The organism is Algoriphagus boritolerans DSM 17298 = JCM 18970 (assembly GCF_900108085.1).
GTDB classification, from domain to species: domain Bacteria; phylum Bacteroidota; class Bacteroidia; order Cytophagales; family Cyclobacteriaceae; genus Algoriphagus; species Algoriphagus boritolerans.
Map to the genome: position 1 here is coordinate 47481 of NZ_FNVR01000005.1, position 26671 is coordinate 74151.

The 26671-nt window shown below is 42.6% G+C and carries 26 protein-coding genes; 5 read left to right on the forward strand and 21 right to left on the reverse strand.

Going from position 1 to position 26671, the window contains the following annotated elements; translation table 11 throughout:
• Positions 1-15: 15 nt before the first annotated feature.
• The 9 genes from C4S61_RS06600 to cmk all read right to left on the reverse strand — a co-directional run bounded on the left by C4S61_RS06600 (position 16) and on the right by cmk (position 7771).
• Complete coding sequence (locus C4S61_RS06600) at positions 16-576, reverse strand: DUF502 domain-containing protein (RefSeq protein ID WP_103923996.1); 561 nt, start codon at positions 574-576, stop codon at positions 16-18.
• 81 nt (positions 577-657) lie between these two features.
• Positions 658-1278, reverse strand: a complete 621-nt coding sequence (locus tag C4S61_RS06605) for a 3-keto-disaccharide hydrolase (RefSeq protein WP_103923997.1) — start codon at positions 1276-1278, stop codon at positions 658-660.
• Between the two features lie 124 nt (positions 1279-1402).
• Complete coding sequence (gene nqrE / locus C4S61_RS06610; protein WP_103923998.1) at positions 1403-2014, reverse strand: NADH:ubiquinone reductase (Na(+)-transporting) subunit E; 612 nt, start codon at positions 2012-2014, stop codon at positions 1403-1405.
• Between the two features lie 14 nt (positions 2015-2028).
• Positions 2029-2712, reverse strand: a complete 684-nt coding sequence (locus tag C4S61_RS06615; RefSeq protein WP_103923999.1) for an NADH:ubiquinone reductase (Na(+)-transporting) subunit D — start codon at positions 2710-2712, stop codon at positions 2029-2031.
• A gap of 30 nt (positions 2713-2742) precedes the next feature.
• Positions 2743-3507 carry an NADH:ubiquinone reductase (Na(+)-transporting) subunit C gene (gene nqrC, locus C4S61_RS06620; protein WP_103924000.1) on the reverse strand — a complete coding sequence of 255 codons (765 nt, stop codon included), beginning with the start codon at positions 3505-3507 and terminating at the stop codon, positions 2743-2745.
• On the reverse strand, positions 3494-4708 hold the full coding sequence (locus C4S61_RS06625; RefSeq protein WP_103924001.1) for an NADH:ubiquinone reductase (Na(+)-transporting) subunit B: 1215 nt from the start codon (positions 4706-4708) through the stop codon (positions 3494-3496). Before C4S61_RS06625 ends, nqrC begins: the two co-directional genes overlap by 14 nt.
• A 5-nt stretch (positions 4709-4713) precedes the next feature.
• On the reverse strand, positions 4714-6066 hold the full coding sequence (locus C4S61_RS06630) for a Na(+)-translocating NADH-quinone reductase subunit A (RefSeq protein WP_103924002.1): 1353 nt from the start codon (positions 6064-6066) through the stop codon (positions 4714-4716).
• Between the two features lie 120 nt (positions 6067-6186).
• The gene (locus C4S61_RS06635; protein WP_103924003.1) at positions 6187-7083 is read right to left on the reverse strand and encodes a 4-hydroxy-3-methylbut-2-enyl diphosphate reductase; all 897 of its coding nucleotides are present in this window, start codon (positions 7081-7083) and stop codon (positions 6187-6189) included.
• Positions 7064-7771: a (d)CMP kinase gene (gene cmk / locus C4S61_RS06640; RefSeq protein WP_103924004.1), complete on the reverse strand. Its 708-nt coding sequence runs from the start codon at positions 7769-7771 to the stop codon at positions 7064-7066. Before cmk ends, C4S61_RS06635 begins: the two co-directional genes overlap by 20 nt.
• A gap of 132 nt (positions 7772-7903) precedes the next feature.
• On the opposite strand from cmk, the gene ade reads away from it, so the two are divergent.
• Positions 7904-9526 (forward strand): adenine deaminase, encoded by a 1623-nt coding sequence (gene ade, locus C4S61_RS06645; protein ID WP_103924005.1) that lies wholly within the window; start codon positions 7904-7906, stop codon positions 9524-9526.
• An 86-nt stretch (positions 9527-9612) separates the two neighbouring features.
• Here the strand turns inward: ade and C4S61_RS06650 are convergent, their stop codons facing one another.
• From C4S61_RS06650 to bshC, 6 genes are all read right to left on the reverse strand, one after another.
• Positions 9613-10539, reverse strand: a complete 927-nt coding sequence (locus C4S61_RS06650; RefSeq protein ID WP_235009839.1) for a hypothetical protein — start codon at positions 10537-10539, stop codon at positions 9613-9615.
• 24 nt (positions 10540-10563) lie between these two features.
• Positions 10564-12216, reverse strand: a complete 1653-nt coding sequence (locus C4S61_RS06655; protein WP_103924173.1) for a SusD/RagB family nutrient-binding outer membrane lipoprotein — start codon at positions 12214-12216, stop codon at positions 10564-10566.
• An 18-nt stretch (positions 12217-12234) separates the two neighbouring features.
• Complete coding sequence (locus tag C4S61_RS06660; protein ID WP_103924007.1) at positions 12235-15465, reverse strand: SusC/RagA family TonB-linked outer membrane protein; 3231 nt, start codon at positions 15463-15465, stop codon at positions 12235-12237.
• Positions 15466-15909: 444 nt separating this feature from the next.
• A complete protein-coding gene (locus tag C4S61_RS06665) occupies positions 15910-16410 on the reverse strand; it encodes a hypothetical protein (RefSeq protein WP_103924008.1) in 501 nt (166 codons plus the stop codon).
• A gap of 15 nt (positions 16411-16425) precedes the next feature.
• Positions 16426-17001 (reverse strand): 5-formyltetrahydrofolate cyclo-ligase, encoded by a 576-nt coding sequence (locus tag C4S61_RS06670; protein WP_103924009.1) that lies wholly within the window; start codon positions 16999-17001, stop codon positions 16426-16428.
• Positions 17002-17138: 137 nt separating this feature from the next.
• Positions 17139-18701 (reverse strand): bacillithiol biosynthesis cysteine-adding enzyme BshC, encoded by a 1563-nt coding sequence (gene bshC, locus C4S61_RS06675; RefSeq protein WP_103924010.1) that lies wholly within the window; start codon positions 18699-18701, stop codon positions 17139-17141.
• Between the two features lie 193 nt (positions 18702-18894).
• Between bshC and C4S61_RS06680 the strand changes: the two genes are divergently transcribed.
• From C4S61_RS06680 to C4S61_RS06695, 4 genes are all read left to right on the forward strand, one after another.
• Positions 18895-20133 (forward strand): M16 family metallopeptidase, encoded by a 1239-nt coding sequence (locus tag C4S61_RS06680; RefSeq protein WP_103924011.1) that lies wholly within the window; start codon positions 18895-18897, stop codon positions 20131-20133.
• The gene (ispF, locus tag C4S61_RS06685; RefSeq protein ID WP_103924012.1) at positions 20133-20615 is read left to right on the forward strand and encodes a 2-C-methyl-D-erythritol 2,4-cyclodiphosphate synthase; all 483 of its coding nucleotides are present in this window, start codon (positions 20133-20135) and stop codon (positions 20613-20615) included. Before C4S61_RS06680 ends, ispF begins: the two co-directional genes overlap by 1 nt.
• The gene (mnmD, locus tag C4S61_RS06690) at positions 20612-21304 is read left to right on the forward strand and encodes a tRNA (5-methylaminomethyl-2-thiouridine)(34)-methyltransferase MnmD (protein ID WP_103924013.1); all 693 of its coding nucleotides are present in this window, start codon (positions 20612-20614) and stop codon (positions 21302-21304) included. The genes ispF and mnmD overlap by 4 nt, the downstream gene beginning before the upstream one ends.
• Positions 21305-21436: 132 nt before the next feature.
• Positions 21437-21910 (forward strand): Clp protease ClpB, encoded by a 474-nt coding sequence (locus C4S61_RS06695; RefSeq protein ID WP_103924014.1) that lies wholly within the window; start codon positions 21437-21439, stop codon positions 21908-21910.
• 21 nt (positions 21911-21931) lie between these two features.
• Here C4S61_RS06695 and C4S61_RS06700 read toward each other — a convergent pair whose 3' ends face one another.
• The 6 genes from C4S61_RS06700 to C4S61_RS06725 all read right to left on the reverse strand — a co-directional run bounded on the left by C4S61_RS06700 (position 21932) and on the right by C4S61_RS06725 (position 26644).
• The gene (locus C4S61_RS06700) at positions 21932-22441 is read right to left on the reverse strand and encodes a hypothetical protein (protein ID WP_103924015.1); all 510 of its coding nucleotides are present in this window, start codon (positions 22439-22441) and stop codon (positions 21932-21934) included.
• 164 nt (positions 22442-22605) lie between these two features.
• Entirely contained in the window at positions 22606-23268 is a 663-nt protein-coding gene (locus C4S61_RS06705; protein WP_103924016.1) for a phosphatidylserine decarboxylase family protein, read from the reverse strand.
• 69 nt (positions 23269-23337) lie between these two features.
• Entirely contained in the window at positions 23338-24615 is a 1278-nt protein-coding gene (locus C4S61_RS06710; protein WP_103924017.1) for a Glu/Leu/Phe/Val family dehydrogenase, read from the reverse strand.
• A gap of 71 nt (positions 24616-24686) precedes the next feature.
• The gene (locus tag C4S61_RS06715; protein ID WP_103924018.1) at positions 24687-25526 is read right to left on the reverse strand and encodes a phosphatidate cytidylyltransferase; all 840 of its coding nucleotides are present in this window, start codon (positions 25524-25526) and stop codon (positions 24687-24689) included.
• Positions 25510-25716: a putative signal transducing protein gene (locus C4S61_RS06720; protein ID WP_103924019.1), complete on the reverse strand. Its 207-nt coding sequence runs from the start codon at positions 25714-25716 to the stop codon at positions 25510-25512. The genes C4S61_RS06715 and C4S61_RS06720 overlap by 17 nt, the downstream gene beginning before the upstream one ends.
• Complete coding sequence (locus C4S61_RS06725) at positions 25691-26644, reverse strand: CPBP family intramembrane glutamic endopeptidase (protein WP_103924020.1); 954 nt, start codon at positions 26642-26644, stop codon at positions 25691-25693. The genes C4S61_RS06720 and C4S61_RS06725 overlap by 26 nt, the downstream gene beginning before the upstream one ends.
• Between the last annotated feature and the right edge of the window lie 27 nt (positions 26645-26671).

Consider the following 26671-nt stretch of genomic DNA (forward strand, 5'->3'; position numbering starts at 1 on the left):
AATTACAACTCTTTTTCAATGTTCGATCAGGGGCGAAACTCCCCCTGAAACCATAAACTTCATCACATCGGAGCTTTTTACCCCTGTCAATGGTTTGATTTTCTCCCGTTTTGCCAGAAAAACATTTCCGGACACATTGTAGCTATGCGGAAAATAAACAGCAACCAAGTCTGGCTGGCTAATAATGGTAAGGTCTTCCTGGGTAATAAAACCCAAGCGGCACAAGCTATCGCTAATCTCCACAATTACAGGTGCGCTGAATTTCTTTTTATCACCTACGAATGCCCCCATCAGGTCCTTGATACTGGTGTACAACAGATTGACCAAAGGAATCTTGAAAACGCCCCGTTCAAACCAATCGAAGAATGGCTTGGCAAAGAATAGGCTGGCCAAGTATCCGACAAATGTAATCAAACCCAATACCATCAAGATCCCAATCCCTGGAATCGGCACGGGAATCAGATTGTCCAAAAAGACAAAAATGGCATAGATCACATAGATCGTCACTGCCAAAGGAGTAAGAAACAACAATCCTCTCAAAAAGTATGAGAAAATTCTTCGGTAGGTGAATGCCATAGCTGTAGGATTTGCAGATCAAGTTAAAAAAAATGCCTAATCTCAGGATTAAGCATTTTAAATTTTAAGTAAGAGATGAAATTAATCCAGGAGTTTAATTTTTACACTTCTGTAATAAATCACACTTTCAGGGTCATGCGCCTGTAGGGCGATAGTTCCTGAACTCAGTTTTTTAGTACCAAGGTCTCCTGTTCGGTCTTTTGACTCATCGTATTCATTGATGACTTTGCCATTGACCTTTACGGTAACTTGATCTCCTTTCACAATCACATGCTCTGTGTACCATTCTCCGTCTTCCACAAAAGTCTCCTTCACATCCTTGAATGAGTAAACTGAGCCCGTTTTCCTCCAATCCCCATGGCTTTGATTAACTTGAATCTCGTGGCCCTTATTTGGCCAGCCTGACTCTTGAAATTCAGTATGAATAAAAATACCTGAGTTTGCTTTCGGCATGGTCTTCACTTCAACCATCAATTCAAAATTCTTGAAATCATGATTGCCAACAGGTCCATCATAGAAGGCATGACCCCTTGGGCCATCTACTTTGATTGTCTTATCAACTACAGTAAATGAACCGGGATTTTCCGAGATTCTCCAACCGTCTAGGTTTGTACCATTGAACAGCTCAATCCACTCCCCATCTTGGGAGAAAGATGCAAATGAAAAAGAAAAAAGGACGAGTAATATGAATAATTTCTTCATAGAGTTTGGGTTATAGATTATTGAGACTTTAAGATAAAGACTCTTGACGAAAACAGCTTTACCATTAAAAAGAAAAGGCTCCGAAAAATTAATTCAGAGCCTTAATCTATAAAGAAAAGGAAGATTATAAATTAATTCCCATAAATGACATAAACGCCAATCCCATTAAACCTGTCAGAAGCATCGTAATGCCAAGACCTTTAAGTCCGTTAGGTACATGGGAGTATTTCAATTTTTCCCGGATAGCTGCCAATGCTACAATAGCCAAAAAGAATCCAGTTCCAGAGCCAAAACCATAAACTGTTGATTCGGCAAATGTGTAATCCCGCTGGGCCATAAAGAGTGATCCACCCAAAATCGCACAGTTCACGGCGATCAAAGGAAGGAAAATACCCAATTGTCCATACAATGCAGGAGCGAATTTTTCGACTACCATCTCTACCAATTGAACCATGGCCGCAATGATGGCGATAAACATGATGAACCGTAGAAAAGTAAGGTCAATAGAAACCAAAGAGGCATTTACCCATCCTAGAGCACCTTCTTTTAACACGAATTCATTGAGAAGCCAATTGACAGGCACCGTAACGGTTAAAACAAAAATTACCGCTGCACCAAGACCAAGCGCTGTACTTACTTTTTTGGAAACTGCAAGAAAAGAGCACATCCCCAAGAAATAAGCGAAAATCATATTGTCGATAAAGATCGACCGAATACCTAAGCTAATTAATTCCATTTTTCTAAAGAGTTTTAGTGTTCAACATAACCTGTCTTGGTACGCTGTACCCAAATGATCAATCCGAGAATGATGAAAGCCCCCACAGGAGAAACCATCAAACCGTTGGTAGCAAGCTTGAAATCAGGACCGAATATACTTGATACGTACTCAAATACCGGAATTCCGAAAACAGCTCCTGAACCCCATAATTCTCTAAAGAATGCCACGGCAAGGATAATCCAGGAATAACCCAACGCAGAGCCCAACCCATCCAATACGGAATCATAAGGTTTATTGCCTAAAGCAAATGCCTCCAAACGCCCCATAACAATACAGTTGGTAATAATAAGCCCTACGAATACAGAAAGCTCCTTATACATATCGTAGGCAAATGCCTTCAATAATTCGGAAACTAAGGTAACCAGAGTTGCTACCACTGCCAGCTGAACGATGATTCGAACCCGTGACGGGATGGTATTTCTCATTAGAGAAATAACGAAATTGGACATTGCAACAACAAAAATAACAGATATTGCCATTACTAAAGTTGGCTTCATTTGAGTCGTCACCGCCAAGGCAGAACAAATTCCCAACACCTGAATGGTAATTGGATTTTCATCAATTAAGGGGTCAGTAACAAGCTTTTTTCGACGTTTTGAAAACAAAGCCTCAGCAGGCTTTTTTTCAATCGCTTTTTCTAATGTTTCAGCACTCATTTTATTTTAATTAGTTGAGTTGAATTTGAATTAAAGACCGGCAACTGCAGTGCTGGAGGACTTTTCTTTGATAAATGCTTCATAATGTCCCAAGTAGGACTTCAGCATAGTATTGACACCATTTGCAGTAATCGTTGCTCCTGACATCCCGTCTACTTTGTGCGGATCATCTGAATAGTCTTTCCCCTCTCCCTTCATCATTTGCACTGCAACAAGTTTACCGGATTCATCAAAAACTTTTTTACCTACATATCTCTCTTGTACTCCGCCTTCGGTGATTCTGGCTCCAAGGCCCGGAGTCTCACCTGCGTGTGCAAGCGTGATTCCTCCTACAGTATTCATGTCAGTGTCCAAGGCAATGAAACCCCAGATTGCATCCCAAAGACCTGCACCGTACAACGGAAAAATGTATGATTCGACATCATCACTTCCACCTTCTCCCAGAAATATGAAAACTGGAAAAAGACGTTGATCTGCGGGCTTTTTATAATTTTTAGCGATATCTACGGTCTCAGCAGTGACGGGTACACCTGCATCTTCAGTCACTTCTTTTCCATTGATATCAACTACAATTGAAGAAATCCTTTTGGAATAATAATCATTGATTTGAGCAGGGGTCATCGCTTCGATTTCTTCAGCAGAAATCACCGCACCCAAAATCTGCTTTTTCTTATCCAAAGCGATTGCTTCTTTCTGCATAGGACCAAGTACTTGAGAAGTACCTGAAAGCAGAAGACCAAGAATTACGGTCAAGATAACCGAAAACGTAATGATATAAGCGTTAGACTGTTGCACGTTGTAACCTCCTTGTTTTATTAGCTTTTACTACATAATAATCAATCAGCGGAGCGAAGACGTTCATGAAAAGAACGGCAAGCATGATTCCCTCTGGGTAAGCTGGGTTAGTCACTCGGATAATAACCGTAAAAATACCGATCATTAGACCATAGATCCATTTCCCGGTTTCTGTCTGAGCGGCAGATACCGGATCAGTAGCCATGAAAACAATTCCAAAGGCTAATCCTCCCATTACCCAGTGATATTGCGGAGGCAAAGCCATGTATTCGTTCACGGCAAGTACATTCAGCAATAAGCCCATCAAATAGGCTCCTGCGAATCCTGAGACAATAATCTTCCAACTTGCTACTCCGGTACCAATCAAGATTGCGGCACCGATCAAGACCATCAATGTAGATGTCTCTCCGATCGAACCGGGAATCCAACCCATGAACATATTTGCAAAGCTAAATAAACCCTCACCAAGAATCGAATTATGATTATTTAGAGCTTCTACAGCATTTACATTTTGTACCCCGGCATCATATACTACCGAAAGTGCCGTAGCACCTGAGAATCCATCCACAGCCGTTTTCTCACCAAGGTAAGTCCATACCTGATCTCCTGAAATTTGGGCAGGATACGCAAAGTATAAGAATGCTCTGGCTGTCATAGCCACGTTTAGGATATTCATTCCTGTGCCACCAAACACCTCTTTTGCAATCACCACCGCAAAAATTGTGGCCAATGCCACTTGCCAAAGCGGAGTGGTTGCCGGTACCACCAGTGGTATCAACATCCCTGTCACCAAAAAGCCTTCATTGATCGGGTGCTTACGAATCACTGCAAAAGTAGCTTCCACAATTCCCCCAGCGGCATAAGCCACTATTATGATAGGAAGAACCAACTGAAGTCCTATGATAGCCTTGTCTCCAAAGTTTTCCCATATTCCGGTGGTTTCACCAGTTGCAAGTAAACTCTGATGCCCGGTATTGTAGATACCAAACAACAAACAGGGGATCATAGCAATCACCACCGTGATCATCATACGCTTCAGGTCAATGGCATCCTTTACTTGAGCCCCTTTGATACCCGTGGTGTGATTGGGCGAAAAGAGAAACGTCTCTCCTGCCTCAAATGCATAATATAAACTTTCAAGCTTTCCTCCTTTTTCAAAAAGAGGACGCTGCTTGTCCATCAAATCTCTTAGAAACTTCATATGGATTAACTGTATTGGATTAATTCTATACCTTTTCTTACCAACTCCTGCACAGGGTGCTTGGACACATCCACAAATTCGCAAAGTGCCAAGTCCTCTTCTACAATCTCATAGATTCCCAATTCCTCCATCTCGTCAAAATCTTCAGCCATGATGGCTTTCAATAAATAGACTGGAAGAATATCCATTGGTGTCACCGATTCAAATACACCGGTTTGTACAAATGCCCGCTCTTCCCCTCTACAGTTTGAATCAAGAACAAATTCCTTTTTGGGAGTGAGGAAGGACAATAGTCCAAGTGCTCTGTGGTAGCTTAGTTTGGAAGCCGTAGGTTTGGCCCATCCCAAAAACTCATAATAATCACCTTCAGGGATTACCGTAATTTGATTGTGATAGAAGCCAAGGAAACCCTCCAGGTTGATTTTTTCACCCGTCAGAACATTCCCTGAGATCACTCTCACATGACCTGAGTTGAGATTACCTTTTACAAAGGTGGAGACGTTTGCACCAACATAGGTCTTAACATAGGCGGCTTTTGTCAATTCAGAACCGGTCACTGCTATTACTTTTGAAGCGTCATAATGACCTTCCAAAACAGCTTTTCCAATTTGAACCACACCTACAGGATTCACAGTCCAAGCAAGATCCCCTTTGTTGATAGGATCCAAATGGTGGATCTGTACACCTACGTTACCGGCCGGATGAGGGCCGGAGAATTGATTGACCTGAGCATTTTTTACTCCTGAAAACACACTCGGGACGGGCTTGGATCCATCCACATTCAGGTGAACTTTTCCCGTGGTCAATTTTGCCAAAGCATCAATTCCTGCCTGGAAATATTTCTCCTCTCCTTGAAGCGTAAAGCCGTAATCAGGAGCCAGCGGGTGCGTGTCAAATGCTGAAATAAAGATTGCTTTCGGATTATCTGCCGGATTAGCAACTATTCCAAAAGGACGCTGAATGATGTTTGGCCAAACTCCTGTTGAAGCAAGTTTTGCTGCCAATGCTTCCCGATCTTGACCTAAGTCAATTTTCCCAAAGCTCTCATACGTGATGGTTTTATCAGCCAAAATTTTGATTTCGAGAAGCTTTCTCCTGTCGCCTCTTTTGATCTCAAGGATCTCACCGGATACCGGAGCGGCGTATATTACCTGATCTAAGGCTTTATCGATCAGAATTGGAGTACCGGATTTTACCGTATCTCCTTCATTGACGAGGACTTTGGGACGCTGAAATCCTATGAAGTCTGTCGGCTTAATGGCGAAAGTTTGAGCGGGGGCGAAATTGGCAATCTCTTGCGAGGCCTTTCCTACCAGCCTGATGTCAAAACCTTTCTTAAGCTTCACTATTTTAGACATATCTGTTTTTGAACTATGAGCTATTGAAAAACGACCCAAATCTAAAGAAAAACCAATTGAATTGGAGCTTATATCACATTAAATGTTCGAACTTTTGATAGAAGGGACAATCGGTGAAATTCAGGCATGAAGCATATTCTCCTCCAAAGACTCCACGTAAGATTTCACCTGTTCCATCAGCCACATTGGGGTAGATGTGGCTCCGCAGATACCGACTCGGTCTTCAGAATGAAACCACTCCGGGTCTAATTCTGCTTCGCTTTCGATAAAATAACTTCTTGGATTTTCGCTCAGGCAGATTTGGTAAAGTGCTTTTCCGTTCGAACTTTTCTTACCCGAGACAAAAAGAATTACATCATTTTCCTGAGCAAACATCTTAAGCTGTGGTTCCCGATTTGAAACCTGTCTACAGATTGAATCATTGGCATTGAAATCCAACTCATTCAAAGTTCCCTTTGCGGATTTGATCCGATCTTCAATCTTTTTAGAAACCTCGTAAAAGCCTTTAGTGCTTTTGGTTGTTTGGCTGAATAAGGTCACAGGGCGACTGTAATCTATCTTATCCAGATCTGCGTCTTCCATGACCACCACGGCTTTTTCCAAAGTCTGACCGGTCAACCCAATCACTTCAGCGTGTCCTTTTTTTCCATAGATTACAATCTGACCATTCTCACGCTCCATCTTATCAAAGGCATTTTTCACTCGATGCTGAAGCTTGAGTACGACCGGACAGGAAGCGTCGATTAGTTCAATGTTGTTTTCTATGGCTGTTCGGTAGGTCTCCGGCGGCTCGCCATGGGCACGAATCAAAACTTTGCAGTTGGTCAGCTCCTGAAGCTGCTCACGGTCTATGACAATGAGTCCTTTTTCACGAAGTCGCTTCACCTCCATGTCATTGTGCACGATGTCTCCCAAACAATACAGCTGATTGCTGTTTTCCATTTCGTCTTCTGCCATTTTGATGGCAAATTCGACTCCGAAACAATAGCCTGAATTTTTATCTATGGTTACTAGCATAATCTTTTTCGTTATCGATTACTTCTTTTGCCAGCTGCACGATTTGTACCACTTGCGCCTCAAAAGTCAGATTACTTGTATCAATTTCCACGGCATCGGAAACCTTGATCAAGGGACTTTCGGTTCTTGAAGAATCAATTCGATCCCGGTTTACAAGGTTCTTTTTGATGTCTTCTAAATCTACCAATTCACCCTTTTCGAGTAATTCCTGCTGTCTCCTAAATGCCCTTGTCTCCAAATCAGCCGTCATGAAAATTTTTAATTCAGCATCCGGAAAAACCACCGAGCCTATATCTCTCCCATCCATCACTACACCTTTAGACTTTCCTAAACGCCTTTGTTGAGCTACCAGTTCTTTTCTTATCTCTTTAACTGTCGCTATTTCACTCACTTTCTCAGAGACCGACATACTTCTGATTTCATCTTCGACATTGATGCCATTCAGGTAGGTTTCCTGCTTTCCTGTGTCAGGATTGATTTTGAAAGAAATCTCAAGTGTTTTCAACCCTTTTGCGACATCCTGCGGATTTGAAGGGGATAGATAGTGGTTCAAAAAATGCAAAGTTGCAGCTCGATACATGGCTCCCGAATCAATGTAAGTGAATCCCAAATCCTTGGCTACTGCTTTAGCTGTGGAACTTTTACCACACCCTGAATATCCATCTATGGCAACGACAATTTTACCCATCAAAAAAAACCTGTTTCGGTTTACTGATTAATTTTGGGCAAATATAGTAGTTTTAACCTTAACCAATCCCGAAACGGTAAAAGCCAATCTTAGTATTCTCTTGGCTATTCCCTTTCTTTTATTCCCTACAGCATGAAAATTAAAGGAAACCTTGTAGATATCCCAAATAGAAAAATTTACCCTGCAGAAGTCCTGGTAGAAAATGGAAAAATTTCCCGGATCAGGGAAATTAAGCTTGAATCCAATTTGCCATTCTTGATGCCCGGATTTATTGATGCTCATGTTCATATAGAATCTTCCATGCTTGTTCCTTCTGAGTTTGCAAGGTTGGCAGTAGTTCATGGGACTGTGGCTACTATTTCCGATCCTCATGAAATTGCCAATGTCTGTGGCATGGAGGGAGTGGAGTACATGATCAATAATGGAAAGCAAGTCCCCTTCAAATTTTATTTCGGCGCACCTTCTTGTGTCCCCGCAACTCCGTTTGAGACAGCAGGAGGAGTGGTAACTCCTAAAGACATTGAAGATTTAATAAAAAGACCAGAAATCCACTACCTGGCAGAGATGATGAATTGGCCAGGCACTGTCAATCGTGATGCACAAGTGATGGAAAAAATCAGAATCGCTCAAAAATATGGGAAACCAATTGACGGACATTCCCCCGGCTTGAGAGGAGTAGGAGCCGAAAAATACGTGGGTGCCGGCATAAGTACCGATCATGAATGTTTTACCTTAGAAGAGGCCAGGGAAAAACTTGAGTTGGGTATGAAAATCGCCATTCGGGAAGGTTCTGCCGCCAAAAACTTCGAGGAACTGATTGATTTGATAGATGACTTTCCGGAAATGATCATGTTTTGCTCCGATGACAAGCATCCGGATAGCCTGGCCATCAGTCACATCAATGAGCTGGCAGCTCGGGCCATTGCCAAAGGAAAAGATCTATTCCACGTACTGAAAGCAGCATGCCTCACTCCCATTTCACACTATTCACTGAAGGTTGGTCAGCTACGAGTGGGAGATGCGGCAGATTTTATCTGTGTGGAAGATCTCAAAAGCTTTCAAGTTCTATCCACCTTCATCGATGGCAAGAAAGTAGCTGAAAACGGAAAAACTTTAATTAATACCGTTGATAATAAAATTATAAACAACTTCAATACTTCACTGAAAGCACCTGAGGATTTTCAGATCACAACCAAAACCGAAAGCGTTAGGGTAATTGAAGCCTTAGACGGACAGTTGATTACACCTGAAATTACCGGGAAAATCTGTATCGTAAATGGCTTAGCCGAGTCAAATATCAAAGATGATATTCTTAAAATGACGGTGGTAAATCGCTACCACAACACTAAACCTGCGCTCGCCTTTATCAAAAACTTTGGTTTAAAAACCGGAGCTATTGCCTCCTCGGTAGGCCACGATTCACACAACATCCTTGCTGTCGGGGTCGATGACCTTTCAATTTGCCAAGCTGTGAATTTAATCATCGAAGCCAAGGGAGGAATAGCAGCAGTCACCGAAGGAAAAGCGGAGCTGCTTTCCCTACCTGTGGGTGGAATCATGTCACCGGAAGATGGATACCAGGTAGCTAAAGCTTATACCCGTATCGATCAGATGGCAAAAAAAATGGGGTCTACCTTAAATTCCCCATTTATGACACTCAGCTTTATGGCCTTGCTCGTCATTCCTGACTTAAAACTCAGTGATAAGGGATTGTTTAATGGTCAAAAGTTTGAATTCTGCGAGGTGTTCCTTTAATCCGGGTCGATTAAAGAAAGAAACCTTACCCCAAAAAAAAGCAGCACCTTTTGAGTGCTGCTTTTTAATTTAATTGACTGATTCGATTATCTAAATTGAGGCCAAGGTTTACCTGCATTTGATTTAACTGCAACAGTTCCAAATTCACCGTAGGTATTTACCCACTCAAATGTCAGAACTTCTGGAGTTGAACTGATTACTGTCATGGAATAACTATCCCCATATTTATCTGTACCTGACATTGTCAAACGGCCACAGGCATCAGCGATTCTCACATTTCCGTTACCCCATGTATCAGGATAGCAAGACTGCCATGCTCCAAAAGTTCCATCAGATACTGTATAGGAACCTGGAGTAGCAGCAACAGCCGTCCAAGTAGTAGAGCCTGAGAAAGTATCACCACAAAACGTCTCCAAGGCATCAAACGCGTAGGTACCTGCCAGATCTGAAGGGCAAATGACACTTACATTATACTGGAAAGGTGAAGCATAGAATGGAGCACCGGCAACGTTGGTAGTCACGTTGTTGGTAGAGAAAGAACGACCAAACTTGTCATTCAATACCAATCTAAATTCAAACACATCTCCCCCTTCAATTTCCGCTTCAGTCAAACCAACAGCGGCAATAGCTTCCGCGGCGGTAACCACAAAAGAAGTTCTTAAGAATCTGGACTGATCATTTGGTGCGAAATCGGTCTTTTGAAGGGTTTTAACCAAAACATCATTGGCAGGCGTAAAACTCAATCCTACTCCTGGAATCAATCGTCTGTGACGTACCCGGATTTCCACATTTTCAACAGTTGCACCATCTTCTATATCCACTGCTTCCAAAGTCAAAGCAAAATTGGAAGCTCCTAGGTTAAAGAAGTTGAAGGTGGTGCTTGTCCTTGCGATTGTCCTCAAATAGGCACCGGTATCAAATTCACTGTATGGAATATTTGGCTCCACAGAATCTCTACAAGAGCTTAGAAAGACCAGCACAGTTGCTAACAAGCCAAAACTATATTTTAGCATTTTCATGTTTTTCTAATTTTTAGGTTAATAAATCCAAGGTGAAGCAGGATTTGTATCCCAAAACACTTGTTGTGTAAGATCTGGCTTCTGAACCGCATTGGTATTGGTAACCATGTAGTTGTTTGGATAAAGGAAGGATCTAATGAATGGTCCTGGATCCGTTTCCAATGCAGGTTGCATTCTGCTAGGTTTACCTGTTCTTCTGTAAAGATTGAATGACTCCATTCCATTACCGTACAAGGACAACCAGTATTCTCTAGCGACTAGATCCAGTCTGGCATCTGCAGAGGCGGCATCATCATACTCATCACCCACATAATCAAGGTAATTTTCAACTGATCGTGAATACTCTTCAGCAGGATTGAAGCTGGAAATCACAGCACCTTCGGCAGTGGTCAAAGACCAAGTACGAACATAGTTCATATGCTTCTGTATACCGGATGTTAAGTAAGTTTTAGCATCTCCGGTCGTACCAAGAGTGACAGCAGCTTCAGCCAACATGAAGTCTACATAAGCAGCCAACATGATCGGATGAATGCCTGCCCCTCTACCGCCTAAAGCGGGATTGTTTACCGGAGTAGCTGAATTGTTGTCAAATCTACCTGCAGAGGGATATACTCCATAAGCAGTTCTTCTCAAGCCATCCGGTGGAATGCCGTCTGGATCCAAGTGATCACGACCCCAATATCCTCTCGTACCCGGATTACAGTAAGGGAAGTTACCAATAAGGTAATGCGGAGGAGGCAACTGAGTAATGCACTCTTGCTCAGCTGGATTAGTGGTATTAGTCAAGGATTGACGATAGAAATAGTAACGAGCTCTTGGATCATCAAAACCCTTCTCCTCAGTCAATCGCCACATGTAATCTGTCGACTGGTAATCGCCACCACCTGAAGTATATTGGCCTGCAAACTTAGGGTGTCTGGAATCCGGATCGGCAGCTGTAGTTCCGAATTGGAACACAAAGTCATCTCCTGCTTTCAACATATTATCTTCCGCAATCAAGGCATTGATTCCGGCAGTAGATTCAGAAGTACTTACCAATCTGGTATTAAGAAAATACCTTAACTTCAGTGTATTTACCATCCGGATCCACTTGGTGTAATTTCTGTTATAGAAATAATCATTAGGGGCACCTGCGAATGGTGTAGCTGTGAAGTGTGCAGTAGCTTCATTTAACAAAGCAAAAGCAGCGGCATAAATGGATGCGCCTGAATCTACCTTTGGATTGAAGTTCGTGGCATCTATCGCTTCGGTGTAAGGAACATCGTTGTAGGTATCCACTAAATCAAACAACACCATTGCTTTGATAGTCTTAGCAATACCTAAATGGCGCTGTAGATTAGCCTCCTCTGCAAGCGGCTCCAAAAACGCAATATCCGCTAGAATATTCGCATAAGCATTGGACCACGTGCCATTTGTTGAAACTACAGTATAGGCTGCTTCATACAACGCTGATCCCTGATTGATTTGACGAGTCAATCGAGCACCACGATCTGCAATTCCATACCAATGGTTTTGATAATCCAACTGAATTCTATTCAATAGAAAGTCTGGAGACGCAGTTGCTGCGTTTACTGCATTAGGGTTCTCAAGCAGTTCTTCCAGTTTTTCATCACAGGATACGGCGAATACCAAAGTGGTGGCTACCGTCAGTCCGTATATAAATCTTTTCATTTTCATGTCTGTTTAGGGTTAGAATGTAAGCGTTAACGTTCCACCCATTCTTCTAGAGCTGGGACCTGTCACAAAGTCGAATCCCAGACCATTACCTACACCTGTACCCAAGACATCAACATCATAGTTCATGTTTGGAGGGAAATTAAGTGCCAAAAACCAGAGGTTTGTACCACTCACTGCAAATGATGCTCGCTTAAATGGAGTTTTCGCCATCAAGGAATTTGGTAATTGATAAGATAAAGAAACTTCTCTCAAACGTACCATAGAACCATCGAACACATTAGGCTCGTCAGTTGCCCCCTGATATCCTGAGAAGAAATAATCAGAGGCAGTGATTTGATAATCGTTTGGAATGTATCGTGGAGTTCCGTCGGCATTGTTACCATCTTGTCTCACACCTGGCATGATGAAGGTCAACTCTCTATCCACAACAGGATCTTTGGTTACACCACGAGCCAGAGTTGCAGTTACTGTACTGGAGTAGATCACACCACGGTGTCTGTATTCCATCATCACATTCAAGTTGAAGCCTTTGTAGCTAAAACCGTTGATCCATGATCCTGTCCAGTCTGGGTTTGGATCTCCTAAAATAACAAGGTCAGCTGCAGGTTTGTGTACACCGTTTGACAAAATGATAGGTTGACCATCCGGTGCACGGTCAAAGCCCACCCCTTTGATTACGTTAAACGGCTGCCCTGGAATTGCGAAGTTTCCAAGGTCTGTGAAACCAGCCACAACCACTTCTTCCAAACCTCCACCAAGCTCGATAACTTCGGTCTCATAAGTGGACCAGTTTACAGTAGAAGTCCACTCAAATCCGGAAGGAGTAGAGATTGGAGTTACAGTAGCCTGAAATTCAGCACCTCTGGTTTTGATCTGACCGATGTTGATTGCAGTAGAAGTAAAACCGGTAGCCGGATCAATTGGAGATTGAGTAATCAAATCTCTGGTGTTTTTTTCATACAAGGAAAGGTCAAAGCGCAGCTTGTTATTGAACATCACTGCTTCCACACCGAATTCCAATTCACCATGAAGCTCTGGTCTCAAATTTGGATTCCCCAAAGCGTTAGAAACGGAGTGCGTCTGAGTAATTCCTCCACGATCAAATGCTCTTGCAGATTGGGCTAGAATGTTTCTAGTACTGTATGGGCTTGGATAACCTGCAGAGGTACCATATCCCAATCTCAATTTCAAGTCATTCAAAGTAGTAGAGCTCCAGTCGAATGCTGTAGTAGGAATGAAGGATATTGACGCACCTGGATAAAGGATGCTTCTGTTTTCCTTTTCTACAGTTGATGTCCAGTCATTTCTTGCTGAGAGGTTTAAGAAGAGGTAATCGGAGTAATCCAAAGTAATGTTGGTATAAACCCCGTATCTTCTTTGTTCCTCGGTGTAAGTCATTGTACCACCTGAATAAGCATCATTACTTGAGGAAGTTTGGAAGTTGGAGTGACGGAAAAGACCGAATGCCAATTGCCCCTGTGAAGCTACTCCATTTTGTGCATAGTTGTCATAGCGGGAGTTACCACCCAGCAACGCACTCATGCTGAACTTATCAGAGAATTCCTTTTTCCAGTTCAAAATCAAATCTTGATTCCAAATGGTATTGTTGATGTTGATTGTTCTGTAATATCCTTGAGCAGTTGCCAAGTTTCCGGAAGGTCCCCCTTTGTTATATCTCAATTCTTGCAGTTCAGTGTAGGTATCAAGACCTAATCGGTAGGTAATGGAGAAATCATCAGTAAGATCATAATTCAAAGAAGTTGAATTGAAGAATCGCTGTACGTCTGATGAATTTACATAGTTTCTAACCAACCAATTTGGATTAACGATATCATTACCTCCTCTGAAATAAACTGAGCTTTTATCAATTGGATTTTCGAAAGGAAGTCCTGCCAAATCTACTGAACGAGGCGTAAACAATACGTGACCGAATACTGATGGAATTGCACTTCCTGATCCGAACGAACCGTTTACAGGCGGCGTAAGCAAATCAGTGATGGCAAAAGTAAATGAAGAATTGACAGTCAACTTATCCGAAATGGCAGAGTTGATACCCAAGCCAAAATTGAATTTTTCCAATTCGTTACCCGGAAGATATCCTTGCTCATCTGTGTAGCCAAAGCTCGCATTGAATCCTGTTCTGTCAGAACCACCTGCGATTTGAACAGAGGTGTTTGAAATCAATCCCTGACGGAAGAAAATTTCGGATGGATCGGCATATGCCTTGTATTCATATTGTACTGGCGTGCCACCTACGATGCCATCCACCCAGAATTGAGGGAATGCGTTTCTAATTGATGCTATGGAAGAAGTTGCATAAGGGTGATTGATAGTGACACCTTCATCCATTCTACCTCCAAAGTTCGAGAAGAAGAAGCCTCTGTCCTGCTGGAAACCGTTTCCATAAATCTGACCATAAGTCGGCAACGAAGCCGCCTCATTGGTAAACACAGACTGGTTGATGGTTACCTCAGCTGCTTTACGCTTGGATGCACCGGATTTGGTCGTGATCAGGATTACCCCGTTTCTACCTTGGTCACCGTAAAGTACCGTAGCCGAAAGCCCCTTCAATACAGACATACTTTCGATGTTGTTTGGATCAATATCCAAGAATCGGGAAGAAGTAGCTGTACCCCCTGTTGTGAATCCGTTCTGCGCATTGGTGGAAGTGTTGAAAGGGACACCATCTACCACGAACAGTGGCTGATTAGAACCGGTAGCAGAAGAATAGCCTCTGATGACCATGTTGGTTCCGGATCCAGACATACCATTGGTGGAAGTGATACTTACCCCTGGCACTTTGCCCTGTAGCACTCGTGCTACGTCAGCCTCTGGTCGATTCTCCAGCTGCGCATTGTCCACTGAGGTTACCGCGTAACCCAGTGCTTTTTTCTCTCTTTCGATACCGATCGCTGTGACTACCACTTCGGATAGGTTAGACGCATCGGTCGTCAGAGTGATGTTGACTACGGAACGATTGCCGATAGCTTCTTCTGCGGTCTTCAGACCCACAAAAGAGAAAATCAAAACATCAGATCCCGCTGGTACATTGATAGAGTAGTTCCCATCCAAATCGGTGGTCGTACCTACTGTTGTACCCTTGACGAGAACTGTTGCTCCTGGCAACCCTAGTCCGTCTTCCTCGGAAATTACCGTACCGGTAATTACCCGTTGCTGCGCCGACACCTCATAGCTGAGGGTCATGGTGAAAAGCGCAACAACAAAGAGTAAAGCTTTTCTCATAAGGTGTTTAGTTTAGTTGATTTGTAAATAAAATTTATTATCCGCTAATTTCAAAAGCGGTCAAAAATTCATTTGAATGGGTAGAAAAGCACATTATTTGGTTACAATCCTTTATGTTAACATTTATTAACAGGAATTCGCATATTTTTTAACATTAACAAAACAATATTTTGGGAAAATGCCAAAAAGATGAAATTGAAAAATAATTTTTAACTGCAAAAAAAAATTAAATAGGGCTGAAAAACTGTTTTTTTAGAGTTTTTAAGAATAAAAAGTATCCTTTTTACAATTTTTTTGAATAAAATTTTAAATCTATCCAATTTTCGAATTTCGAAAATAGAAAAATTCAAAAAATCGAAATATTCGGTTGATTCTATCTAATATTTTTCGGTGTTTTTTGTCAAAAAGAAAAAAACCGGTTCGTTTTTTAACCAGTTTTCTAATTTAAAATGAATATCTCAAGGTAAAGGCTGCTTCATCCCACCATAACTTTGTAAAGTCAACAAAATTATATGCAGGTTTCCAATCAAAACTTAAATAGATATTCGTATTGTAAAAATTGTACTCCAGACCGGCGATAAAATCCACACCAAAAGCCTTATAATCCTCACTCCCCTGGTAAACCCATGGCGGTTCGGCTTTGGGCTCTTTCCATATTCCATAGTGCGCACCTCCACCGAGATACCACTCCATGCCTCTGAATTCCCGAATGTCCATGTGCCGCTCGTATAGCAAAGCAGCATTCCAGCCTTTCCATCGATTAAACACCATCAATTCCACAGCGGAATGGTCTGTCACAAATCGTTTCACTGCCCCCCCAAGGGAAGTACCAGCACGAATTCCGACCATCGTATTGTACGATCCCTGCTGGGCTTGAACTTGGGCTGTAGATAAAAGTAGGGCCAAAATAAAAATGGCGGACGGAAATAAAAGTGCTTTTTTCAAAGGATGATAAGTTAATTACTTCGAAAAAGTAAAAACTTTTTCGGGAGTAATGCAATAATTCAATCCAATATCGTGAGGTTCAGGCTGAATACAATCCTCCGGAGGATAAAAACTTAAGCCAATTTTAATTACCTCGGGCCTTAATTTTCCCAAAAAGGTATCGTAAAAACCCTTTCCAAACCCGACTCTATTTCCCGCCTTGTCATAAGCCAGTAAGGGGACAAAAACCACTTCAATTTTAGACGGAGAAACTATAATTGATTCTTGTGGCACAGGAATCCCCCACTCATCTAGGAAAAAAGCCGCATCAACTGGGAGTTTTAGCGTCTCCATTTCTGTATTGAGCTTATTCACCTGGGAAGTGTACAGGGTTTTACCTTTCTGATCCAAGGAATCTTTGATATAAAAGGTATTGACCTCATTGAATCGGTCTATCGGAAAAAACAAATGAAAATGCTGAATGGGATCCTGATCTTTTAGCCAGTTTAAAAACTGAAAATTGATCGCCTTGGACTTGGCTTCCACTTCTTCTTGGTTGAGACTTTTTCTCAGCTGCCTGTAAGCTGACCGGAGTTCTTTCTTTGTTTTCAAGTGCTTATTTTTTGTTTTTCAAAAGCCACAATGCTTGTTCTGACTTGTTGGAAGGCTGAATTGAATCCATTTTTTCCGGGATATTCTCGAGGGAATGTGCCTCAAGCCACTTAATGCGGCTACGGTTCTTCCCCTTTTTATTTGGATTCTAGCACCATCATTTTAAAGTCAAAAGGATCAAAACAAGCCAGCAATTCCTCAATTAGGTATGGATTTGCCAGGAAAAACTGCATCATATTTATCACTCGCTCCTGAGGGCTACCGCCCGGGGCTGTAAACTCCAAAACAGCCTTCCCCCGATTCAATTCCACTAAAAGCCTTCTTTCTTCGGCTTTCCTCAACTTTGCACTCATTTGATCCAATATTTTGAGACTCCGCACTTTTCCAGCCTGAAATGCCGTATCTAGACTTTTCTCCAAAGTCGATGCCTCTTTTCCCTTTTTGTCAAAAAGTTGCGAAAGCATGGCCTTTTCTTCCTTCAGGCTAAAATCAACCTTTGCCTGCTGTGCAACAAATTGCCTTTTCCAGCTTTCAAACTCAACAAATACATCAGAAACTCCCCAGCCCAATTGATCCATTTTCTTCATAACTGGTTTATCGAGAATTAAGGCGAAATTACGAGGCAAAAGAACTGGAAAGGGTACACCAAACTGATCGAAAACACCTTTCAACTGCAACCAATACACAACTTCAGCCGGTCCCCCCAAATACGCAAGATTGGGAAGAATCATTTCCTGATACAAAGGTCTCAAAACTACATTTGGGCTGAATCGCTCCGGATTGGATTCCACGAGCACTTTTATTTCCTCGGCAGAAAACCTGATTTCGGAATTCAATACCTGAAATTCATTTCCCGACTGTTCAATTCGCTCCCGAAGGCCCTTTTCCAAATAGAAAAAATTAATTTCTCTGGGGAAAATCTGGCTTTTAAAGCCCAAATCTTCCAATTCCTGTGTCACTTTCTGAGCTTGCTCAAAGGGAATATGCTCAAAAAGATCGGCTGTAATGACCGGCTTAAAAATGGATTTCAATGCTGCGTCATGACCGTCAACCACGACGAGACCCTGATCCCCAAATAAGTCATGGACATACTTCCGCACGGCTTCACTTAAGGTTTTGCTGCTCTGATAGGCGGTTTTAAAGACGTCAGGGGCAAAATCAACACTTTTCAAAAAAGCTTTGAACGATTCATCCAGCAAAAACTCTCCGACAGCACCCTTTTGAGTTGAATTCCACTGATACTTCTTGCCGTCCAGTTTGAAATTATTGATTTCTTCGAAATCATGATCCTCAGAAGCCATCCAATAGACCGGCACAAAATGGTACTCCGGATAAGCACTTTGAAGGTTTTTGGCCAAGTTGATCGTTGAGACGATCTTATAGATGAAATAGAGCGGGCCTGTAAACAGATTCAGTTGATGTCCCGTTGTGACCGTAAATGTTTTTTCGCTGAGTAGCGAGTCAAGATTGAAGGAAACTTCACTGGAAAGTTCCAATCCTTGATATTGGCTTTGCAAAGCTCGGTGTAGGATACCCCTGCTTTCCGAGGGGAATTTCTTAGCCTCAATTGCTGCTTTGAAACTTTCAATTTTTGGTAAATGTGCGTAAAACGGCCTAAGTGCCTCTTTTCCTTCTATGTAGTCTAAAAAAAATTTCGAGAACTGTCCCGTCTTATTCAGAGCTACGCAGTGTTTTTTCATCGGAATGGGTGAAGTATGTTTGGGAAGTCTAACTTAGCGCTTCGAACCAAAGTTCGGCTTTTTTTGTAAAAAACAGGACATCTTACATTAATGGCAGGTATAAGTGGTGAAAAAGTAAGATTTGAATGATTTTAGATTCATTTCTAAACCAAAACCTCGATTTGTGAATTCTAGATAAAGCTAAACCAATAACATGTTTCCATACCAACGAATTTTTCTCAACAACGGCCTCGAAGTGATCGTCCATGAGGATCATAGCAGCAAAATCGCTGTTTTCAATCTTCTCTATAAAGTAGGCTCCCGTTTTGAGCAACTGGGCAAAACAGGATTGGCTCATTTCTTTGAGCATTTGATGTTTGGCAGCTCGGCCAATGTGCCGGTGTTTGACCGGGAATTGGAACGCGTAGGAGGTTCCTGCAATGCTTTCACCAGCCCCGATATCACCAATTACTACATGACCTTGCCGGCTGCGAACATCGAAACGGCATTTTGGCTGGAGTCGGACCGAATGCTTCAGTTGAGTTTAAGCGAAAAAACCATCGAAACGCAGCGAAAAGTCGTGATGGAAGAATACAAGCAACGCTATCTCAATCAGCCCTATGGCGATGTTTGGCACCATTTGAGGGATTTGGCCTATGAAAAGCACAGTTACCGATGGCCTACCATCGGCCAAACCCTGCAAGACATCGAAGAATATACTAAGGATGATGTCCTGGAGTTTTATGAAACACACTATCATCCCGGCAATGCAATCCTTGTCGTGGCCGGTGATGTGACACTGGCCCAAGTGGAAAATTTGGCAGAAAAATGGTTTGGACCGATTCCTTCCAGATCATTGTATAAAAACGGAATCTTGGCAGAACCGATCCAAACAGCCAAGAAATCAAAAGAACTGCAAGCCAAAGTACCTACCGACGCATTGTATAAGGCTTATAAAATGCCGGCAAAAGGTAAAGAAGGCTACTTGGAAGCAGATTTGATCAGTGACATCCTGGGTTCTGGAAAATCTTCCCTTCTGGAACAACGACTAATCAAAAACGGAAAAATCTTTGCTTCTGTAGGTGGGTACATCACCGGTTCTGTAGATCCAGGGCTTTTGGTTTTCTCCGGTAAGATGGAATCGGGAATTTCCGCCAAAACAGCCGAAGCTGCCCTGGATGAAGTTTTGGCTGAGTTTCTCCAAAACGAGATTTCTGAACGAGAGCTTCAAAAAATAAAACATCAGGGTGAAGCCATGAAAATTTATGAGTCGATTCAATTGCTAAACCGGGCGATGAATCTGGCCTATTATGCACATTTGGGAGATCCTGATTTATATTGGCAGGAATTTGAGCAAAAATCAAAAATAGAAGCACCCCAAATCAAGGCTTGGGCTAGTCAGATTCTTAAAGATGATCAAGCTTCAGTCCTTTATTATCAATCGATCAATTAATGACACCATTTAGAATAGGCTTCGGATACGATGTCCATCAGCTTCAGTCAGGCTACGATTTCTGGCTGGGCGGAATCAAATTAGAACACGACAAAGGTGCGGTGGGCCACTCCGATGCCGATGTCCTGATTCACGTGATCTGCGATGCGCTGCTTGGAGCTGCCAATATGCGAAATATCGGATTTCATTTCTCGGACAAGGATCCCAAATTCAAAGGAATAGACAGTAAAATCCTACTCCAGGAAGTGATGAAAATGATCCGAGCGGCTGGTTTCGAACTGGGAAACCTCGACTCCACGGTTTGTCTTCAAATCCCGAAGCTCAACCCCCACATTCCGGCAATGAAAACTTGCCTCGCTGAGGTAATGAAAGTCGAGGAAAACTCAATCTCTATCAAAGCGACTACATCGGAATTTCTCGGATTTGTGGGTCGCGAAGAAGGTATTGCAGCTTATTGCACGGCATTGATCTATAAGGTATGAGTGAAAAGTTGAAAATCATTACGACTGAGGACGGTTCGCACTCCTTGTATCATGAGGGATTACAGGAAACATACCACAGTTTTCATGGCGCATACCGTGAATCTATCCATGTGTTTATGATCTATGGTCTGGATTCCTGGCTGGCAAAAAATCCGGCAAAATATCCAATTCGAATCTTTGAAGTGGGATTTGGAACAGGATTGAATGCCTGGCTCACCTTAGTTTGGGCAGAGCAAAATCAAATCCCTGTCCTCTACCACACGATTGAGCCGTTTCCCCTCGAAAAGGAATTGTACTCCCAACTCAACTACATCGAGCATGACCATGGAATTTGGCATTTTCATAAATATTTTGAGGCCCTACATCAGGCACCTTGGAATGAAGGGGAACCGGTTTCAGAATATTTCAACTTCAAAAAGGACAAAACAACCCTCGAGGAAGCACAGCTTTACCCTTCGGATGTGGTATTTTTTGATGCCTTCGCCCCCAGCAAGCAACCTGAGCTTTGGACTAAGGAAATTTTGGGGAAAGTGACCGATTCGATGCGGCCGGGAGGATTATTTACCACCTACTCTGCCAAAGGTCAGCTACGACGCGACTTGAAGGAGCTTGGCTTGGAAGTAGAAGTGGTGCCTGGTCCTCCGGGAAAGAAGGAAATGACACGGGCGTGGAAAAGTAGTAAGCCGTGATCAGTCAGTCGACGCTCGTTTATATGATCCCAGTTGGTAGTCGAAATGATCAGATTCTGAACTTCCTACATCGACTGCATGCTAAAAACGGAATAGGTTTTGCCCTTACAGGAAAATATCAATTAAGAATCTATGCTTAACGTACTTGCTGTTTTACTTTTTACACTCTTTCAAGGCCCTCAGTTTGATGGCGCAAAGCTTGAACGAATGGTCCAAGACAGAGACCAACTTCATAAGGAATGGAGAGCTTCAGAAAGCAAAAAGTCCGGGATTTTTGGGAACCGGACTAAAAAGGACATGATCGAAACGAATGAGTGGCTGGAGCGGATCATTACCAAGGACAATCAGATTATGGATGAACTCCGAATGATCGGTACAATCGAAACCACAGTCATCTCTCAGGAGAAAGAGGACTACAAATCGATCACCTTGAAGCTCGAGCGAGACGTGCAGGCGCTGAAGAGAGCTCTGGCTGAGCGAGACAAGCAAATCGAGGAAAAACTGAGTGAGCGAAGAACGTTTGAATGGACGACTTTGATATTTTTTCTGAGTACTGCCTTTTTAGCTTGGTGGATATATAGATCAAAAAAAGCGGCTGTCGGATAAACAAAGGCCGCCTTTTTTAAATTAATTCACGCGAATATATTCTTTTACAGGAAATTGCACACAGTCATTTTCTTCATTTATGATCAGGCAGTTTGGTTGTAATAGAAACATCCTTCTATCAGATGAAAATGTCAAGACTCCTTCCGGCTTTCTAAAGAAATCAAGAATAACCGGTTTCAATTCAGCCTTTGGCACGTACAACACTGCGTCATCTTGCCCGGGTAAATAAAAGTGCATCAAGGCATCGGAATAATAATATTTAAAAGTATCCCCATCAAGATTATACCAAGAGGTAGCCACGAGGGTATATCCTAAGGTTGGTCCGGTCTCCGAATCACGAACAATGCTACTGATCTCAAAAATGCTGTCGTTTTTGAATTCCATGATATCCACAAACCAGAGGTCCAAAGAATCTACAAACTCCCTTTTTTCCCAAGTCCCAATTAATGGACTTACAGGTTCCTCATTTTCGGCACAGGAAATCAAGGTTGCAAACAGAGCGACAAGCGCAAAAGGCAGGTATTTTTTCATGTGTTTATAATTTGATTTTTTCGGTCACATGGAATCTCACTTCATCGATATTCATTCCAGTGTATATCGGAGAGGACATGCTCGATTTCATCGATTTAAAAATTTTGGTTGAAAGATATCTTAAGGACGAAATCTCTCGGAGAATTGATACACTCCTTACTGAATTATTTTTTCAACCTCGCAATGGGTGTCCTCGCCCCTTTGGTCACCTGATCCATTGTACAAAGGATCTCTGCATCGAGGGGCAAATACATATCCACACGGGATCCAAATTTGATAAACCCGAATTCTCCACCTTGATCGAGTTGTGAACCTGGTTTTACATACCACTTAATTCTCCGTGCCAAAGCTCCTGCAATCTGACGAACCATAATTTTGGTTCCGTTCTGATCCTTGATTACCATAGAGGTTCGCTCGTTCTCTGTACTGGATTTCGGATGCCAAGCTACTAAGTATTTGCCTGGGTGATATTGGAAATACTCCACTTCACCTTTCACCGGGGAGCGATTGACATGGACATTGATTGGTGACATGAAAATGGAAACTTGCTTCCGCTTTTCTTTCAGGTATTCATCTTCGAAGGCGTCCTCTATCACCACCACTTTTCCATCTGCCGGCGCAAAAACAATCCCTTCTTCATTGGGCAATGGGAAAATTGGGTTTCTGAAAAACTGTAAAACAATCAGGTACAGGACCACGCTGACCATTATGGACAGATTGATCAGGAATCGCTCTTCAGGCAGATAATAATAAAGCAGATAATTGAGTGCAACAAGGATAATCATCATCCAAAACAGCAGTACTCTCCCTTCTCGATGTATAGTCATGGCTTTGAATTAAAAAGGCGTGGAGTCTAATCCACGCCTCAAAGGTAAAACTTTTAAGTAAACCAAGCCTTAGAACCCACCTCGGAAGGTATAGGTCTTGGCTACTTTATCGATTGCAACGATATAGGCAGCAATTCGCATCGGCACGCTGTATTTGACCGAGGCCTCATACACATGCTCAAAAGCATCCTTCATGATGCGGTCTGAGCGGCGATTGACCCGATCAGCTGTCCATTTATAGCCCAGTCTATTTTGAACCCACTCAAAATAGGAAACAGTCACTCCGCCTGCGTTGGCCAAAATATCCGGAACCGCCATGATTCCTTTTTCATTAATAATGGCATCCGCTTTTGCCGAAGTAGGTCCATTTGCACCCTCCACAATTAGCTTTGCCCTTACTCTTTCGGCATTTTTTGCAGTGATGACATCTTCCATTGCTGCCGGAACGAGCACATCCACTTCCAGCGTAAGGAGATCATCCGCATTCTCCATCCGATCGCCTCCGGTAAAGCCCTCTAGGGTTCCCATATTGGCATCTTTATGCTTGATTGCTTCTTGGATATTGATTCCCTTTTCACTGTAAAATCCCCCGGTGTGATCTGAAATAGCCACAATTTTCAAGCCTCTTTCTTCCAGCAACTGGGCTGCCCAACTGCCTACATTACCGAATCCCTGAACGGCACAAGTGGCTGAAAAAGGATTGATTTTAAGCTTTTGCATGGCTGCCAATGCTGTTACCATGACTCCTCGACCTGTGGCCTCAGTTCGACCTAGAGACCCCCCGAGCACAAGCGGCTTACCTGTCACAACGGACGGAATGGTCATTCCATGAGCTTTTGAATATTCGTCCATCAGCCAGGCCATTTCTCTAGGTCCGGTGCCCATATCCGGAGCAGGAATATCTTTATCAGGACCAAATACATCGATCATTGCCATGGTATAGGCCCGAACCAATCGTTCGATCTCCCCTTTTGACATTTCGCGTGGATTGCAGCGCACCCCGCCTTTACCTCCACCGTAGGGAATATCGACCACGGCGCATTTCCAAGTCATCCAGGCTGCAAGTGCCCGTACTTCGTCCAAATGAACGTCAGGTGCAAAGCGTATTCCTCCTTTTGCAGGACCAAGAATATTAGAGTGGATCACACGGATCCCTTCAAATACCTGAATCTTTCCACTGTCCATGGTGATCGGTAGGGAGACGATAACTTGTTTGGCTGGATTCTTCAACACGTTGTAAACTTCATCGGAGAGTCCGAGTTTCTCAGCAGCGATGTTGAATCTTTCCATCATTGACTCCAAAGGATTTTCTTTGTCCTTTATCGGAGCCGGTTCAATGTAAGCCATATTGGGTTCTTAAAATGAGTTATGAAATGCTTCACAAACTTAAGTAGTTTTTCAGACAGCCCGCCGAAGTTTTAAAAGATTTTCAAAAATGCGGTAATAAAAGGGGCTGAAAGTAATAATCCGTCAAAACGATCCATAAAACCGCCATGGCCCGGCAATCCGTTGCCGGAATCTTTGATTTCGATAGATCGCTTGAATAAGGACTCGATCAGATCTCCATAGGTCCCCGCAATGATGATGATTCCTGCGATCACCAGCCATTTCCAGTCTTCAATGACATGGAAGTATTGAGAAAGGATGAATGCCACAGCGATAGCAGAAAAAGCTCCGCCGAGAAATCCTTCCCAGGACTTCTTTGGTGACACCCGCTCAAAAAGTTTGGTCTTCCCAAATTTCGTCCCAGCGAAATAGGCTCCGGTATCACTTGCCCAAAGGATCATCAGGCAACCAATCAAAATTTCATATTGATAAACTTTGTCCACCGAGAATACAGCAAGATTTAAAAGAGAAAAAGGAACGGCAACATAAAAAATACCCAAATAAGTGAAAGCCACTCCGGTAAAGGGCTTTTTCTCAGTTTTCTTATACAGTTTGATGAAAAATGTAAGGGAGACAATCGGAAAGATCAGGTAAAGATACTCGTCTGGGAGTCGCTCCTTTTCTATCATAAATGTCAGCACGAAAATCATAAGCCCCAGAAAAGTCCCAAAACTCCGCAAGGGAAGCATTCCATCAATACCTGTCAATTTATAAAACTCCATTTGGGAAAACCCCAAAATGGTAGCAAAGACTATGAAATAGGTCCAATCCGAATATATCGAAGCAGAGACCACGACCAGGGCACCCACCACAGCGGTGATGGCTCGCTGTCCCAGATTGCTGTAGTTATTGATATTAAAACGAGATCTCATTCTGAATCAGTTGCATGGCAGCTATGACATCCCCTTGGGAAACAAGTACTTCGTAAGTACCCAAGACCTGATATGCAGTTTCTTTTTTGTTCATCAAAACTGCCGCAATCCCGTTTTCTTCCAAAACACCTTTGACTATCTCTGCTCGAATTTGGTTTTGATCCTCAAATACCTTGATCCAACTGTGCATCTTTCGGTTGATTGATTTTTTTAAAGTAAAAGAATCCAACAATAAGAACCAAAAGTCCAAGGATAGCTGCCGGGTAAGAAACAGTATCAGTAGACTCCAAATCAAAGTCAATTATCCCTTGGTTTGACAGGTAGATCACAATCACAGTAAGTCCATTATTAAAAATATGGGCTAAAATCGGATACAATAAACTGCCCGAATAAAGGTACAAATACCCAAAAAGCGCTCCGAGGAAAACTCTGGGAAGGAAACCGTAAAACTGCACATGGATAGCTGAAAAAATAATTGCGGTCAACCAAATCCCCCAATGGGCGGAATTGGTATACTGCTTCATCTTCGGCTGAATCAGCCCCCTAAAAAACATTTCCTCTCCCACGCCGGCAAAAACTCCAATGACCAAAATCCCCGTCAAAAGCTCTGGAATATTTTGGAAATCGGTCAGAAACTTAGTCAGTTCCATCAGCTGTGACTCCATTTCCATCATCCAAGCCTCCATGCCCGCCATGGAATCAGGAAGCGTCAGATTGGCATTCCAATAGACCAACAATCCATTGAAAAACATTGCACCCAATGTAATAGCTAGCGCGATACCCAGATTTTTTATATTGAATCTGGCCCGCTGAACAGCCCATTTTAAGTCAGCCCTTTCGATGTATCGGGTAATTATCCAAGCTGCAACCCAAAATCCGATACCGGAACCTATTCCTTGAACAAAAAGCATCGCCATCCTGCCATTTGGCACATCATAGGTGCCTGCCATCAGCGACATAATCTCCTCAAGTGAGATATTAAACAGGGTCGGCATAAAGGCCAACGCTATTCCCTGAAGCAAAATCAACGTACCAATAGTGACTAAAACAATGACTATTAATGACAATAGCCAATTCTTTCGTTTGGCTATTTCAGATTGGGTTTCGTATATCTCCATAATTTGGGGTAAATTTACGCCAAATTT